The following is a 15491-nucleotide window of genomic DNA, read 5'->3' on the forward strand; positions in this document are numbered from 1 at the left end:
AGGTAAGGACTGACCCGAAACGAGTGTAATCGAACAGTCCTTTTAGATCTGCATTATGATGCCAAATCTTCGTCTGGCTCCATCTCTCTATTCGTTTCAAACATATTTCCATTTCCAAAGCCAGACTCTTTTCCTGGTAAGATAAGATTCAATACGACACCGACAATCGCCGCTAAGGCCATCCCAGCAATCTCAACGGAAACTCCCCCTACATTAAAACGGAGCATTGCACCGCCAATTCCAATCACTAAAATCACAGAAGTTATAATAAGATTACGTTTTTCTTCTAGATCTACTTGGTTATCCACTAACATTCTTAAACCACTTGAAGCAATAATACCGAAAAGCAAGATGGAAACCCCACCCATTACAGCAGGAGGTATAGAAGCGATTAGTTCCGTAACAATTCCGATAAATCCGAAGAAAATTGCAATCACAGCTGCACCGCCAATGACAAACACACTAAACACTCTAGTAATTGCTAATACACCAATGTTTTCACCATATGTTGTGTTTGGTGGTCCACCCAAGAAAGAAGCAATCATGGTCGCTACCCCATCACCAAGAATCGAGCGATGAAGTCCAGGCTCTTTGATAAAATTACGACTCGCTACCTTTGATAACACCATTTGGTCACCAATATGTTCAGCAATTGTTACTGCTGCAACAGGAACCATAATTGCAGCAATTTCCCAACTAATAATCTCAAATGGGGAATAGTGTACAAAAGGTACAACAAAATCAGGAACTAAGAAGATTGCCCCAAAAACCTCACCTACAGAATTGGCATTAACGATATTTGACCATGCTGTTTGTACATTTGATGTATCCACAATTCCTTGCAATAGCCCGAAAAGGTAACCACCGATAATTCCGATTAAAATTGGGATAAGTCCAAAAAAACCTTTAAAAAAAAGTGAGCCTATAACTGTGATAGCTAATGTAACTAATGCAACAGAAAAATGTGTTCCGCTATAAGACCCATCGACATTCATAGCCATATCTACGGCAGTTGGTGCAAGCCCTATTCCAATTACGATAATAATCGGACCGACAACAACTGGTGGTAAAATTTTCATTAACCAGTTCAAACCAAAAGCCCCAATTAATAAAGCAAGTATTCCATAAACCAATCCTGCAAGCATACTACCGACCATTGCTCCAGGAATGCCACTTTCTTGACTAAGCATTGCCATTTGCACCGGATAAATAAATGCAAAACTGGAACCTAAATAAGCTGGAATTTTCCCTCGTGTTATCAGTAAATAAGCTAATGTTCCCGTACCACTAGAAACAAGTGCTACTGCTGGTGAAAGTCCTGTTAAAGCTGGTACTAAAATCGTTGCACCAAACATTGCGAATAAATGTTGAATGCTAAAGATGATCCATTTTGAAAGATTTGGTACATCATGAATATCTAATACCGTCTTTTTGTCTGACATATTATTTCTCCCCTTTTATTTTTCTATTAATTCTATTAATCGCTTATCCAGTCGGACCTGGCAGTCGTCTTCGCTTTTTATTAATCTAGCTACGACTCCTAGGTCCTCGCTGCTATAAGCAATTCACCTACATGTGTCGTAAACCATGACACATTCCGGCGTCTTGCTTATCCAGTCGGACCTGATCAGTCGTCTTCGCTTTTTATATAAAAAAAGCCTCTTTGCAAAGGTCGCAAAGAGGCAGACGTGTTCTTAGATACACGTATCCTAATGGCGACCTTTTAAGCCTCTCTGGACTTAGTTAAAGGTCAATATGTTATTGTTCAAATATACTTACTTGATCTTGTTGATCGATTTCATCGAGTTTAACAACAACTACTTCATCCCTTGATGTTGGTATGTTCTTACCTATAAAATCCGCTCTTATTGGTAATTCCCGGTGACCTCGATCAACTAATACTGCTAACTGAATTTGTGATGGCCTTCCTTGATCAATAATTGCATCCATCGCAGCTCTTACTGTACGGCCCGTAAACAACACATCATCCACAAGAACGATGGTTTTACCTTCGATGTTTTCCTCAATGTTTGTTTCTTTAAGATTAGGTTCATGATTTGACATAACATGAGTCAAGTCATCTCTATATAATGTAATATCAAGTTCACCTAATGGGACTTCAACACCTTCAATTTCAGCAATTTTGTCTCTAAGGCGTGTTGCCAATGGAATTCCTCTTGTTTTCACACCCACAAGCACTAATCCTTCAACACCTTTATTTTTTTCTAAAATCTCGTGTGCAACTCGAGTCATTGCCCTTCTAATTGCAGCTTCATCCAATACTGTCGCTTTTTTCTCCATTGCCAATCCTCCTCTCGGACAAATTCACCCTAATAAAAATCCCTTTTCCGTGTAGGAAAAGGGATTTTTACATACGTATCCTGATAATCATCCGTATCCTTTCCAGCCTCACGGGACTGTGTTTAAAGGGCTTATTTAATTCTTAAAATAATTATTTCAAATAATGATATAAATGTCAACTCTTTTTTTCTAATTGAGATAACAAAGTTTTAAAATCTTCTGGTGCTTGTTTTTCAAACTCTAACCATTCTTTTGTTTTGGGGTGTTCAAAGCCAATTACAGCAGCATGTAAGGCTTGTCCATCAATATCTAGTGATTTTCTTGGACCATATTTTGGGTCTCCTGCTAATGGATAACCAATATATTGCATATGAACACGAATTTGATGTGTTCTGCCTGTTTCAAGCACACATTTAATATGGGTATAATCCCCAAAGCGCTTGATTACCTCAAAGTGAGTAACAGCCTGTCTACCACCATCTACAACTGCCATCTTTTGTCGATCATTAGGATCTCTTCCAATTGGCGCATCAACCGTCCCATATTCATGCGAGATATCACCATGTACAATGGCTTGGTAGGATCGTTTAACTGTCTTGGCCTTTAACTGTTCGACTAATGAAACATGCGCAACATCATTTTTAGCAACCATTAATAAACCACTTGTATCTTTATCAATTCGATGAACGATACCAGGGCGAATGACACCATTAATGCTCGATAAATCATCACAATGGAATAATAAACCATTGACAAGTGTCCCTCGTCCGTGCCCCGCAGATGGATGCACGACCATCCCTCTTGGTTTATTAACAACCAGGACATCACTATCTTCATAAATAATCTCAATAGGCAAATCTTCTGGAACTAAATCTAGCTCTTCAGGCTCCGGGATCTCCCATGTAATAATTTCATTTTCTTGACATTTGTGTTTGTTTTTTACTATTTCATCATTAACTTTTACTAAACCTTCTTTTATCCACATTTGCACTTGTGACCTTGATGCTTCTTCATTTAGGTTTGCAAGTACCTTATCAATTCGTAATCCTTTTTCGTCTAGTTGTACGATATGATGATGTATGGTCATGCTTTTGAACTTCCTTTCTGTTTCTCATCGATAAACGTAACGATAAGCATTAATATAACTCCGACAACAAGAGCCGAATCTGCCACATTAAAAATGGGATAACTATAATCTCCAAAGTAAAAATCGAAAAAATCAACAACCTGTTTGCGAAAAATACGATCAATAAAGTTTCCAACTGCACCACCGAGTATAAAAGCTAACGACCAACCCATTAACTTACTTTCTTTCGCATATTTCCACATGTAATAGACGACAACAGCAATAACAATTGTCGTAATAATGTAAAAAAAGCCCATTTGTCCGGATAGAATCCCCCATGCAGCACCTGTATTGCGATGGGATGTTATGTAAAAGAAATTTTCGATTACTGGAATCTTCTGATGTAGTTCCATCGATGTGTCTATCCACCACTTTGTCAGTTGATCAACCAGTACTATTACGAATGCTATTACATAGTATAGCATTTATCTTCCCCCGTTCATTATCGTTCTATGTTCTATAGCATTTTATCATAAAACGAATTAGAAAAGAAAATGTATTTCATTCACAATGAGCAAATTGTTATATTTATTGATGTTTTGCTGTTAGTTAAAAATTTCATTTACTGCATAAAAGCTATATTATACGACATAACTTGCAACTTCCTATATATGATGAGTGCTAATAGATCGCTGCGGAAATACACTACGCTTATTCCAGTGATCTGAAGTTTTATAGAGCATTACTTAAAAAATATCAAATATACCTTTTTGTTAAGTCGCGTTAACATTGCTATTTTTTGAAATTATTTCGTATTACATTTACTATTAATCAGAGAACTAAGCCTAGCGAAGGCAGAATACGGAGACTCCTCGAAAATAAAGACAATTTTCTTCGTGCGATGTAACGCTGCCGAAGCCTTCCTTGTCCTATGGGAACAGCACGAGGTGAAGATCCACAGTGAATAAAGGAACACAGGCTAAGATCGCCACAGACACGCGAGCAACGCCTGCGTGACCAACATCGTGTTGGCCCGAGGCCGTGCCCATGGAAAGCGGAGTATTCTGCAGCGTGGTATATTTCTTATTTCAATCAGAATGGTAGAGAGCAAAATTACGAAGGTTATGTCGTATAATATAGCAAATGTGTCAATATAAAAACAACTACCTCATCGATTAAAGAGGTAGTTGTTTTTTGATTATTCTACGTGTGAATAGTGTTCTTCTACTATGTCTGCACAGCGAGTGCATAGTTCTGGATAGTTTTCATTGTTTCCGACAGTATGAGATGATGTCCAGCAACGTTCACATTTCTCCCCATCGTGTTTTGCAACAGAAACGGAAACATGTTCATAGGATTTTGCATTTGCATCTTCATCGACTAATTCAAAACTTGATACAATTAACAATTGATGAATATGTTCGATTGAAGCTAATAAATCTTTTGTTTGTTGATTGTTCGTACTCACTTTAACGCTTGCTTCTAATGATTTACCAATCACTTTTTCACTACGAGCTTCTTCTAACGCTTTAAGAATATCATCTCTTACTTCAAAGAAATGATCCCATTTTGCTTTTAGTTGTTCAGAACCCGTGATCTCTCTCGCTACAGGCATATCCGTTAACTGTACACTTTCTTCTTCGACGCCTGGAATATAACTCCACACTTCATCGGCTGTATGTGAAAGAATTGGTGATAATAATTTCACTAATGATGTAATAATCTCATGGTAGACAGTTTGAATACTACGACGGCGAATATTTTCTGCACTTTCGATATAGACAACGTCTTTAGCAAAATCAAGATAGAAAGAACTCAATTCAATCGTACAGAAGTTATGGATCGTATTGTAAACAGTTGAAAAATCATAACGATCATATGCATCTGTTACTTTCTGAATTAACTCTTGTAACTTAAGTAGCATGTAACGATCCACTTCTTGTAAATCTTGTTCTTGAACCGCATTGGTAGTTGGGTCAAAATCATGCAAGTTACCTAACATAAATCGGAACGTATTTCTAATTTTTCGGTACCCTTCAGACGTTTGCTTAATAATATCATCAGAAATACGTACATCGGCTTGATAATCAACAGATGCTACCCATAACCGTAAGATGTCTGCTCCGTATTGCTTCATCACCTTAGAAGGTACAACAACATTTCCAACAGACTTACTCATTTTACGTCCTTTTCCATCTAAAGCAAAACCATGGCTAATAATCGTCTCATAAGGAGACCTACCAGTTACGGCAACAGCTGTCGAAATGGATGAATTAAACCATCCACGATATTGGTCAGATCCTTCCAAATAAACATCAGCTGGACGCTGAAGTTCTGTTCTCCCTTCTAAAACACCTTGGTGAGAGGAACCGGAATCAAACCATACATCCATAATATCCATTTCTTTTGTAAACGTTCCATTAGGACTATGTTCAGATGTGAAACCTTCTGGTAATAAATCTTTTGCATCCCATTCAAACCAAATATTTGAACCATGTTGCTTGAACAAGTCTGCAACATGATCGATTGTTTCATCGGTAATAATTGGTGTGCGATCTTCGCCATAAAACACAGGGATTGGAACCCCCCATGTACGCTGACGAGAAATACACCAATCTTCACGGTCACGTACCATGTTATATAGACGCGTTTCTCCCCATTTCGGATACCATTCGATCCGATTAATCTCTTTTAAGATATCTTCTCTAAAGTCTTTGATCGATGCAAACCATTGATTTGTCGCACGGAAGATAGTCGGTTTCTTTGTTCTCCAATCATGTGGATAAGAGTGTGTAATAAATTCCAATTTTAATAATGAGCCATTCTCTTCTAGCTTTTGTGTAATTTCTTTATTGGCCGTATCATAGAATAAGCCTTCAAATCCTGGTGCTTCATCTGTGAACACACCTTTTTCATCGACTGGACATAATACATCTAAACCATAGTGTTTTCCAACGATAAAGTCATCTTCCCCATGTCCTGGTGCCGTATGAACAAGGCCTGTACCACCCTCAGTAGTGACATGATCTCCTAAAATAATTAATGAATCACGGTCATATAATGGGTGTTGTGCTACTAGATGCTCTGCTTCTTGTCCTTTGAAGGTTTTGGTTACTTCTTTATTCTCCCATCCTAATCCCTCTGAAACAGTTTCTAATAAATCACTAGCCACAATATATTTAGCGTCATTTACTTTTACTACTGAATATTCAAGATCAGGGTGGAGGCTAATCGCTAAGTTTGCAGGAATAGTCCATGGAGTTGTTGTCCAAATAACGAACTTCTCATCTCCATCTAATAACCCTTTTCCATCTTTTACATCAAAGCCAACATAAATGGAAGGAGATCGTTTATCTTGATACTCAATTTCAGCTTCCGCTAATGCTGATTCAGATGATGGAGACCAATTAACTGGCTTTAGCCCCTTATAAATATATCCTTTTTTAGCCATGTCTCCGAACACTTTAATTTGTGCTGCTTCATAATCGTTTGTAAGTGTAATATAAGGATTATCCCAGTCACCACGAACACCTAGTTGTTTGAATTGTGTACGCTGATTATCTACTTGCTTTAACGCATATTCCGCACATTTTTGTCTAAACTCTGCAACAGACATTTTTTTACGATTGACTTTCTTTTTCGCTAGTGCTTGTTCGATTGGTAAACCATGTGTATCCCACCCTGGAACATATGGTGCATGAAAACCTGCCATTGATTTGTAACGAACAATAAAATCTTTAAGAATTTTATTTAACGCATGACCCATATGTAGATCGCCATTTGCATAAGGAGGCCCATCATGTAATACGAATAACGGTCTCCCTTCAGTTCGTTTTTGTACCTGTTCATAAATATTTACTTCATCCCAATGCTCTTGCATTTTCGGTTCTTTATTCGGCAAATTACCACGCATTGGAAATTTTGTTTGTGGCATTAATAAAGTTTGTTTATAATCCATGCAATTTCCTCCTATTTATCTTTATTTTACAAAGTTGTTTTCAACTACGGTAGACAATATAACAGTCAATAAAATAACAATTAACCCTTTAACAGCGTTTGTCACAACTATTGGATTTTGGAACACAAAAAAGCCCCTCTCATCCGCAAGGGACGAGAAGGACTCGTGGTACCACCCTTGTAGACATGGCATACAATACACAATACTCTATACCTTGTCCACTTAACATTCGTAACGTGAATGATTCGTCCAATTCTACTCAGCTTGTTTTTCAAAATGGATACTCAAGGGTGATTTTCTAAAAGTATGCTACACCAGGCTTACACCATCCCCGATTCGCTTTTGCTAGCAACTACCTTTATACTGTCCCTGTCACTGTATTTGACGTTCTATTGTTTATAATCTAAATGCTTTTATTATTGAATTATATGTAAATAACTAGCAAACGTCAAGTTTTCATTCATTATTTTCTTCATATACTTCTTTTAGTGATACATCATCTGCGTCAATATCCATTTCAAACAGACCATCCCAATCATTGCTTTCAACCATTTCTAACTGTGCTTCAACAAGCATCTTTAGCCTTGTACGGAATACTTTTGCTTGTTTTTTCAATTCTTCTACTTCAATTGAAATACGACGAGATTTTTGCAATGCTTCATTAATTATGCGGTCGGCATTCTTTTCAGCTTCCTTAATAATTAGCTTTGATTCCTTGTTAGCATTTCCTTTTACTTCCTCAGCTGTTTCTTGGGCAATTAAGATAGACTTATTTAGCGTTTCTTCAATATTTGAAAAATGGCCAAGTTTTTCATTTAATTGATCAACCTTTTCTTTTAATTCCTTTTTTTCACGGATTACAAGTTCATAGTCTTTAATAACCTGGTCCAAAAATTCATTCACTTCATCCTCATCATAACCACGAAATCCTCGTGTAAATTCCTTGTTATGAATATCTAATGGTGTTAATGGCACATCGGCCACCTCCTTACAAAGTTGTGTACTATATTTGTTACTATTAGACCTTATTTGCAATCTATTCGACAGAAATAGGAAAAATCCTTCACGATAAGTAATATTATTTTAATTTTTGCACCGTTATTTTCCATTTTTCCTTTTTGCTCAGCCCATGAATTTCTTTGATTTTACTTCTCCCTTTACCACGCAGCGAAATTAGATCGTCAGTTTCTAGTTGAAAAGCTGGTTGCTCAACAGTTCTGAAATTGACTTTCACTAGTCCTTTTTGAATAAAAACAGCCGCATTTTGTCTTGATAAATTATAAATTTCTTTGATTAGGGCATCCAACCGAAGGGATGAAGCAGTCACCCTGTTTGATTCCCATTTTTCATTTGATCTTAACAAGGACGTAAAAGGTTTTTCTTCAAATGCAACGGTTGCTTTTTTTATTGCTGTTAAATTCATTTTTACGTAAGGTTCAATTTCAGATGAAACAATGATTTGTATGATTCCATCTTGTACGAGTAAATCCCCTAACTTTTTCCGTTTGATTCCTGTTGACATAAAGGCACCTAGTACATCCCGATGTTCTAAGTTGACAAATTTAACAGGATATGACGACTCCAATAATGTAATGTTAAAATCGGCTTCATTAATTTCTTCATAAAAGGGTGCGAGTATCGCACGTTTTCGTTCAGAGTTATTATTTCCACCAAAAAAGCCCAATTGAAAATCATCATCTTTACCTATCACAGCCTCATAAATTTTTTGTTCTCTCGGGTCTAAGAAATCACTTAATTTTGGGCGATAACTCCTCCCTACTTCTTCGCGCCATGAAAGCACTTGATCAATAAAAGCATGTTCTTCTTTTCGAAAGTGTTGATAGATATCCATTTTATCACCTAGTTAATTTCTTATTAGAATAAGAAAACTTGGCTGTTTGCCAAGTCATCAAATTAACATACCATATAATACTTGTAGTCCTGTTCGAGCAAAACTTAACACAAGAATAGCAACGATTGGAGAAATATCAATCATTCCAAGTGGAGGAATGATTTTTCTAAACGGTTCTAAATATGGCTCGCATATTCTTGCTAGAAACGTCCCAATCGATGATTCTCTCGCACCCGGAAACCAAGACATTAGGATATAAGCAATTAGTGCGAAACTATATATTTCTATCGCTAAGTATATTAGACTAAATAACTGTGACATTTATTTACCACCTTTTTTATAAATCTTCTTCCTCAATTAAATCTGAAATTGTACCAGATACATTTACATTATCTGGTGTACAAAGAAATGTTTGTGAGCCTAATTTTTGCATATCACCTGAAACAGCATAAACGGTCCCACTCAAAAAATCAACAATCCGTTTCGCCTGAGGACGATCAACGCGTTGCAAATTAATCACAACTGCACGACGATTGACAATGTGGTCAGCTATTTCCTGGCTTTCATTAAAATTTTTAGGCTCACAAAGAACAACTTTGGAAGATGCTGTCTGCATAGCTGTTAAACTTACCACATTTTGTCGTGATTGCGCGGAAGGTTCTTGTTTACTTGTTGTCTGCTCAGGTTGATCGTCTTCCTCGACATACTCAAAGTCATCTTCTAGTGTAAAAAAAGTTTTCAGTTTATTTTTTAAACTCATTGTTTTCACCTCTATTGATTGGATCCGACTAATTTTGAACCAATGCGGATATGGGTAGCTCCCTCCTCAATTGCAATTGAATAGTCATTGCTCATTCCCATTGACAGATAATTACACGGGGCATGTTCCCACTTGTTTACTTGTATTTGGTCACGTAATTCCTTTAAGTTTCGAAATGTATTTCGAATCACCTGTTCATCTTCTGTTAATGGGGCCATTGTCATTAAGCCTATCACTTTAATGTTGGAATAATTCTTCAGTTGATCAATAAAATTATGTACTTCTTCAAACGGCAAACCATGTTTCGATTCTTCGCCACTAACATTCACTTGCACAAAACATGGAATCACTCGATTCGCCCGTTTATTAATTTCTTTTGCCAATGACTTACGATCCAATGAATGGATCGTATCAATTTTATTAATAATGTCTTTAACCTTCCGAGACTGAAGTGAACCAATAAAGTGCCATGTGGCCTTTTTGGATAATGCTTCATACTTTTGCAAGAATCCTTCTAGTCTATTTTCCCCTAAATCAAGAATTCCAGTTTCAATCGCCTCGGTTGCACGCTCAATTGTAACATATTTTGTTACACCAATGATGGTTATATCTTCTGGATTTCTGTTCGCCCTTTGACACGCCTGTATGATATTGTCGCGAATTGTAGCTAGGTTATCTGCTATCTCTTCCATCTTTCTCCCCCCTCAAGCTTGACTTGAAAAGCCTATAAACCCTAACATTCGACCTGTTTTCCCCTGGTCTCGTCGATGTGAATAAAATAAATGATCATCACGATATGTACAATATTCCGTTACACTGATATGATGTTCAGGTATTCCAGCGTCAACTAATACTTGTTTATTTAATTGGCGTAAATCCAGTAAAAAACGACCATTTTCTAGCGTCTTTACCGTATCTTTACTTAATGTCTCTGGTATGGATTGAATAACCTTCGTATCCACTTCGTAATGTGCTTGCGAGATACACGGACCAATAGCAACTAACAAAGATCGAACCTCTACGCCTTGATTTTTCAATTGTTCAACCATTTGTTTAGCCATCCCATTAACGGTTCCCCGCCATCCAGCATGGGCAATACCAATCCAATTTGTAACAGGATCAAAATAAAAAATTGGGACACAGTCTGCAAATAAAGCGGTACATAATAAATTGGTTTCCTTCGTTATCAATCCATCCACACCTTGTATCGCATTCTCATGTGTCAAGGATCCTTTCCCACTATCTACATTCGCAACACGGAAGACCTTTGTCCCATGTACTTGTTCGCCGATTGTCCAAGTATCTAATGGTAAGTTTAGCAAATTTGCTAGTATTTGTCTGTTGTTTATTACATTTTTATCATGATCTGGTACATGATAACCCAAATTCATTGAATGAAATGGTGCTGGACTGACACCACCTTTACGAGTTGTCATCCCCACCGTCAATTGGGGGGCTATATTCATCCAATCCTTAAGCATTAGTGTTGTTTCATCTTTTAGTTGAAAAGGATCCATGTTGAGCCTCCCTTACATTTTTCACTATTCTACCATATTTTGCTTCTATTTACATTCATTAATAATTGGTTGTGTCTGTATAAAGTCTAGGATTTTGTTCTTTCTTAACCAAAATTACATCTGAACCAATTGTCATTACATTTTCCCACGGAATTACGATTTCCTCTTCCTTACCAAACAACCCCATCATCTTTCCTTTCGTTCCTATCACAAGTTGTAAGATTTTACCTTTATCCACATCAATTTCTAAATCCGTAATATTACCTAACTTCTTTCCATCTTCCACCATTATAATATCCTTTATTTGTAATTCTGTAAGAGTAATCATTATAACACCTGCCTTTATACTAACTATATGCAGTGTTGTTCGTTTTTTTCTTATAATCCTTTAAAATAAGTAATGTTTTAAAATAACTGCCACTCTTGCATTTGGCACAATAAATATAAACTCCGAGGTATACTTCCCGCCATCCTTATTAAAATGAGTGCAAATTGATCGCTACGGAAATACACTACGCTTTCCATGGGGGGCTGGTGAGCCTCCTCGTTCGTCCCTCACTGCGGGGTCTCACCGATGCCACTAGTCCCATAAGAGTCTCCGTGTATTTCCTTCGCTAAGTAGAATTCGTTGAACATATAGAGTTGATATTACTTAATTAAAATATTAACACCTTTTTTTGTACGTATGATTTCTCATGCATACACTTATCATTAATCAGAAAAATTAACCTAGCGAAGGCAGAATACGGAGATCCTCGAAAATAAAGCCCAATTTTCTTCGTGCGATGTAACGCTGCCGAAGCCTTCCTTGTCCTATGGGAACAGCACGAGCTGAAGATCCACTTGGTAAAGTGGGTTTCTTTACCAAGTTAGCTGAGGCCGTGCCCATGGAAAGCGGAGTATTCTCCCGTAGCGAGAGTATTACACTGTTTTCAATCAGAATGAAAGAAGGCAAAGATAGTGCATATAATACAGCTAATAGTCTCTAATATATGAAAAGAGCAAACAAAACCCCTTTACCTCTAATAATATAGAGATAAAGGGGTGTACTTACTCAAACATTTCTTTATTCATTTCATCAATTGCTGCTTTTTCTAATCTCGAAACTTGTGCTTGGGAAATACCGATCTCTTCTGCAACTTCCATTTGTGTTTTGCCTTGAAAAAAACGTTTACTTAAAATCATTTTTTCCCGTTCATCTAAACGGTACATTCCTTCTTTTAATGATAATTTATCAAGCCAAAATGAATCCTTATCCTTATCATCACTCAATTGATCCATAACGTAAATAGGATCACCACCATCATTATAGATTGGTTCAAATAATGAAACAGGATCTTGAATTGCATCCATCGCAAATACAATATCTGCTTGAGGAATATCCATTTCTTCAGCAATTTCTTTTGGTGTCGGATCTTTTGACGTCTTATTAATTAATTTTTCCCTGACTTGTAATGCTTTGTAGGCAATATCTCGCAAGGATCTTGATACACGGATTGGGTTGTTATCTCTTAAATATCTCCTAATTTCACCAATAATCATAGGAACAGCATAGGTTGAGAATTTAACATTTTGACTTAAGTCAAAATTATCAATTGATTTCATCAACCCAATACAACCAACTTGGAATAAATCGTCACCATATTCACCGCGATTGTTAAAGCGTTGAATAACACTTAATACAAGTCTTAAATTACCATTGACTAACTGTTCCCTTGCTGAATCATCACCTTCTTGCATTCGTCTAAATAATTCTCGCATTTCATCATTTTTTAATACAGGTAGTTTTGATGTATCTACTCCACAAATTTCTACTTTATGTCTTGTCATGATCTACCCTCCCGGTTGGAGATGCTATTCATGGAACAGTATCACCATCGAGAGGGTGTTTTATGCAAAAGCATTTAACTCATAGCCTGTTTTAAAACAGGTCGAAACAGGCCGAACCACTGTACAATAAGGGTTAAACCATTTTATTAAATTCTTTTTTTAGGCGTCGAATAATCTTCTTCTCTAATCGAGATATATAGGACTGAGATATCCCTAACATATCCGCTACATCTTTTTGCGTTTTTTCTTCTTTGCCAACTAATCCAAACCGTAATTCCATAATCTGTTTTTCTCTATCGTTTAATTGTTCTAACGCCTTTTTCAATAAACTTTTATCAACATTTGCTTCTAAATCTTTAATGGTTATATCATCATCAGTACCTAATACATCAGATAATAATAATTCATTACCATCCCAATCAATATTAAGAGGTTCATCAAATGAAATTTCAGACTTAATTTTATTGTTTTTTCTTAAATACATTAATATTTCGTTTTCAATACACCGTGATGCATATGTAGCTAACTTAATTTTCTTTTCTGGGTTAAAGGTATTAATTGCTTTAATTAACCCGATTGTTCCAATACTAATTAAATCTTCAATATTGATTCCAGTATTTTCAAACTTTCTAGCAATATAAACTACTAATCGTAGATTTCTCTCAATTAACATTGCTCTTGCTGCTTTGTCGCCTACAGGTAACCGTTTAAGCAGTTCTTGTTCTTCTTCTTTTGATAAGGGTGGCGGTAACGCTTCACTACCACCAATATAATAAATTTCGTCCGTTTTGTACCCAAGTTTAAATAATACTTTGTACCACCATAATTGAATTTTCAACTTCCATTGTCTCATTTAAACCTCTCCTTTTTGTCTCTTTATTAAGCGGAAGTCGCTACGGACTGTTTATAAATAGTTGGATGTAATAAACAATGATAGCTACCATCTGGTGCGAGATCTCCAAATTGCAAACCTACCAATACCTTTTTTATTGTCAGTTGATTGTTTTCATCATTTACTAATAATTCATCCGGCTTCAATACAATCATGAAGGTACGATTACCATCAACACCTTGATAAGGGACAATTTGAATTGCATCCCCAATACTATCTGGGAGCGATTCAAATGATAAGTGCTCTTGTGCATGTTGTAACTGATTCCATTCCTCTCTCGTAAACCAATTAGACATAAACGTTTGATCACATATGATAACTGGTTTGCGAGAAATAGGATCAACCAATTGGTTACCACTATCCATATATCCCATGGTAGAAAAACTTTTTCCTTTTATTCTGATTGTCACTTGGTATAGTTGATCATAGCGAAATGTTTCTAATGCTTGCTTGTCCATCCTAGATTTTGTAAACCACCAAATAAAAGGGAATCCAAACAACACAAACAACCAACTCAACTGGTCACCATAACCAGTTTGAAATGTTAAGATACCACCATTATTAACTGATAACTGATTTCCTAGGAAAAAATGTATTGCAATTAGCCCACCTCCAAGTGCAAATGATACAAAATAAAATGAAAGTAGATGATGCACAAATTGACGAAAGTTTATAAAACCAAATGCCGCTAAAACAATCACCAATGAATAGAGTGCTTTACCAAAAGTTGTTATGACAAATGATTCAGGAGCAAACAAAGCAATAGGAACTAATAGAGACGCTACCATAGCCCCAAGCAAAACTCTCCATTTTTGTGCATTGTTCCTAGTAATTGATTGAACTAATAAAAGAATCATCCAATCTAAAAAGAAATTTAATAGCCATACAGCGTCAAGATATATTGTCACTTTGTTCTCCCTTTCATCATCAAGAAATGATTTATACACAGTATAACCAATCAAATGTCAGAAGTCTGTCACATTTTGTGCTAACAAAACAACTAATTTTCACAACTTATTAGTGAATTTGTCATACAGTGAAATATTATCTTTAATGATTCATACTTAGGTTGAAAAAACATAGAATAGGGCGTACGAGGTTGTTGCATGTAAGCTGTATTATACGATATAACTTTAATTTATTTGTGTTCTTTCCGTCTGATTTTAATATGTATTATACGATCGTTCCGACAGAATACTACGCTTTCCATGGGAACGGCCTGGGCCAACAGGATGTTGGTCACGAAGGCGTTGCTCGCGTGTCTGTGGCGCCCTTAGCCTGTGGTCCTTTATACACTGCGGGATCTTCGGCTCGT

Annotated in this window: 15 protein-coding genes and 1 other annotated feature; all 15 genes read right to left on the minus strand. The window is 36.5% G+C overall.

Features of this window, described 5'->3' with window-relative positions; genetic code table 11:
- Positions 1 to 53 precede the first annotated feature (53 nt).
- Positions 54 to 1442 carry a solute carrier family 23 protein gene (locus tag FCI53_RS01090; protein WP_138414967.1) on the minus strand — a complete coding sequence of 463 codons (1389 nt, stop codon included), beginning with the start codon at positions 1440 to 1442 and terminating at the stop codon, positions 54 to 56.
- 316 nt (positions 1443 to 1758) lie between these two features.
- The gene (gene pyrR, locus FCI53_RS01095) at positions 1759 to 2301 is read right to left on the minus strand and encodes a bifunctional pyr operon transcriptional regulator/uracil phosphoribosyltransferase PyrR (protein ID WP_138414969.1); all 543 of its coding nucleotides are present in this window, start codon (positions 2299 to 2301) and stop codon (positions 1759 to 1761) included.
- A 175-nt stretch (positions 2302 to 2476) separates the two neighbouring features.
- Positions 2477 to 3388, minus strand: a complete 912-nt coding sequence (locus tag FCI53_RS01100; RefSeq protein WP_138414971.1) for an RluA family pseudouridine synthase — start codon at positions 3386 to 3388, stop codon at positions 2477 to 2479.
- Positions 3385 to 3852 carry a signal peptidase II gene (lspA, locus tag FCI53_RS01105; RefSeq protein ID WP_138414973.1) on the minus strand — a complete coding sequence of 156 codons (468 nt, stop codon included), beginning with the start codon at positions 3850 to 3852 and terminating at the stop codon, positions 3385 to 3387. Before lspA ends, FCI53_RS01100 begins: the two co-directional genes overlap by 4 nt.
- Before the next feature lie 713 nt (positions 3853 to 4565).
- Complete coding sequence (ileS, locus tag FCI53_RS01110; protein WP_138414975.1) at positions 4566 to 7325, minus strand: isoleucine--tRNA ligase; 2760 nt, start codon at positions 7323 to 7325, stop codon at positions 4566 to 4568.
- A gap of 145 nt (positions 7326 to 7470) precedes the next feature.
- Positions 7471 to 7710, minus strand: a binding site (T-box leader).
- A gap of 71 nt (positions 7711 to 7781) precedes the next feature.
- Complete coding sequence (locus FCI53_RS01115) at positions 7782 to 8300, minus strand: DivIVA domain-containing protein (protein WP_138414977.1); 519 nt, start codon at positions 8298 to 8300, stop codon at positions 7782 to 7784.
- A 103-nt stretch (positions 8301 to 8403) separates the two neighbouring features.
- Positions 8404 to 9177, minus strand: a complete 774-nt coding sequence (locus FCI53_RS01120) for a YlmH family RNA-binding protein (RefSeq protein WP_138414979.1) — start codon at positions 9175 to 9177, stop codon at positions 8404 to 8406.
- 57 nt (positions 9178 to 9234) lie between these two features.
- Positions 9235 to 9498 (minus strand): YggT family protein, encoded by a 264-nt coding sequence (locus FCI53_RS01125; protein WP_138414981.1) that lies wholly within the window; start codon positions 9496 to 9498, stop codon positions 9235 to 9237.
- Positions 9499 to 9514: 16 nt separating this feature from the next.
- Complete coding sequence (locus tag FCI53_RS01130; RefSeq protein ID WP_138414983.1) at positions 9515 to 9937, minus strand: cell division protein SepF; 423 nt, start codon at positions 9935 to 9937, stop codon at positions 9515 to 9517.
- Positions 9938 to 9948: 11 nt separating this feature from the next.
- The gene (locus FCI53_RS01135; protein ID WP_138414985.1) at positions 9949 to 10629 is read right to left on the minus strand and encodes a YggS family pyridoxal phosphate-dependent enzyme; all 681 of its coding nucleotides are present in this window, start codon (positions 10627 to 10629) and stop codon (positions 9949 to 9951) included.
- A gap of 12 nt (positions 10630 to 10641) precedes the next feature.
- Positions 10642 to 11454, minus strand: a complete 813-nt coding sequence (gene pgeF, locus FCI53_RS01140) for a peptidoglycan editing factor PgeF (RefSeq protein ID WP_138414987.1) — start codon at positions 11452 to 11454, stop codon at positions 10642 to 10644.
- 58 nt (positions 11455 to 11512) lie between these two features.
- Complete coding sequence (locus FCI53_RS01145; RefSeq protein ID WP_138414989.1) at positions 11513 to 11782, minus strand: YlmC/YmxH family sporulation protein; 270 nt, start codon at positions 11780 to 11782, stop codon at positions 11513 to 11515.
- A gap of 722 nt (positions 11783 to 12504) precedes the next feature.
- Positions 12505 to 13284, minus strand: a complete 780-nt coding sequence (gene sigG, locus FCI53_RS01150; protein WP_138414991.1) for an RNA polymerase sporulation sigma factor SigG — start codon at positions 13282 to 13284, stop codon at positions 12505 to 12507.
- A 133-nt stretch (positions 13285 to 13417) separates the two neighbouring features.
- Positions 13418 to 14137: an RNA polymerase sporulation sigma factor SigE gene (gene sigE / locus FCI53_RS01155; RefSeq protein WP_138414993.1), complete on the minus strand. Its 720-nt coding sequence runs from the start codon at positions 14135 to 14137 to the stop codon at positions 13418 to 13420.
- A 26-nt stretch (positions 14138 to 14163) separates the two neighbouring features.
- The gene (gene spoIIGA, locus FCI53_RS01160; RefSeq protein WP_138414995.1) at positions 14164 to 15084 is read right to left on the minus strand and encodes a sigma-E processing peptidase SpoIIGA; all 921 of its coding nucleotides are present in this window, start codon (positions 15082 to 15084) and stop codon (positions 14164 to 14166) included.
- Between the last annotated feature and the right edge of the window lie 407 nt (positions 15085 to 15491).

Origin of the sequence: Aquibacillus sediminis (genome assembly GCF_005870085.1) — a bacterium.
Lineage (GTDB): Bacteria > Bacillota > Bacilli > Bacillales > Amphibacillaceae > Aquibacillus_E > Aquibacillus_E sediminis.

What these genes read in the sequence shown, in the direction of transcription:
- FCI53_RS01135 (WP_138414985.1), bottom strand. Translation starts at nt 10,629, where the DNA reads ATGGAAGAGATAGCAGATAACCTAGCTACAATTCGCGACAATATCATA.
- FCI53_RS01145 (WP_138414989.1), bottom strand. Translation starts at nt 11,782, where the DNA reads ATGATTACTCTTACAGAATTACAAATAAAGGATATTATAATGGTGGAA.
- FCI53_RS01100 (WP_138414971.1), bottom strand. Translation starts at nt 3,388, where the DNA reads ATGACCATACATCATCATATCGTACAACTAGACGAAAAAGGATTACGA.
- ileS (WP_138414975.1), bottom strand. Translation starts at nt 7,325, where the DNA reads ATGGATTATAAACAAACTTTATTAATGCCACAAACAAAATTTCCAATG.
- FCI53_RS01130 (WP_138414983.1), bottom strand. Translation starts at nt 9,937, where the DNA reads ATGAGTTTAAAAAATAAACTGAAAACTTTTTTTACACTAGAAGATGAC.
- sigG (WP_138414991.1), bottom strand. Translation starts at nt 13,284, where the DNA reads ATGACAAGACATAAAGTAGAAATTTGTGGAGTAGATACATCAAAACTA.
- FCI53_RS01090 (WP_138414967.1), bottom strand. Translation starts at nt 1,442, where the DNA reads ATGTCAGACAAAAAGACGGTATTAGATATTCATGATGTACCAAATCTT.
- sigE (WP_138414993.1), bottom strand. Translation starts at nt 14,137, where the DNA reads ATGAGACAATGGAAGTTGAAAATTCAATTATGGTGGTACAAAGTATTA.
- FCI53_RS01120 (WP_138414979.1), bottom strand. Translation starts at nt 9,177, where the DNA reads ATGGATATCTATCAACACTTTCGAAAAGAAGAACATGCTTTTATTGAT.
- lspA (WP_138414973.1), bottom strand. Translation starts at nt 3,852, where the DNA reads ATGCTATACTATGTAATAGCATTCGTAATAGTACTGGTTGATCAACTG.
- pyrR (WP_138414969.1), bottom strand. Translation starts at nt 2,301, where the DNA reads ATGGAGAAAAAAGCGACAGTATTGGATGAAGCTGCAATTAGAAGGGCA.
- pgeF (WP_138414987.1), bottom strand. Translation starts at nt 11,454, where the DNA reads ATGGATCCTTTTCAACTAAAAGATGAAACAACACTAATGCTTAAGGAT.
- FCI53_RS01125 (WP_138414981.1), bottom strand. Translation starts at nt 9,498, where the DNA reads ATGTCACAGTTATTTAGTCTAATATACTTAGCGATAGAAATATATAGT.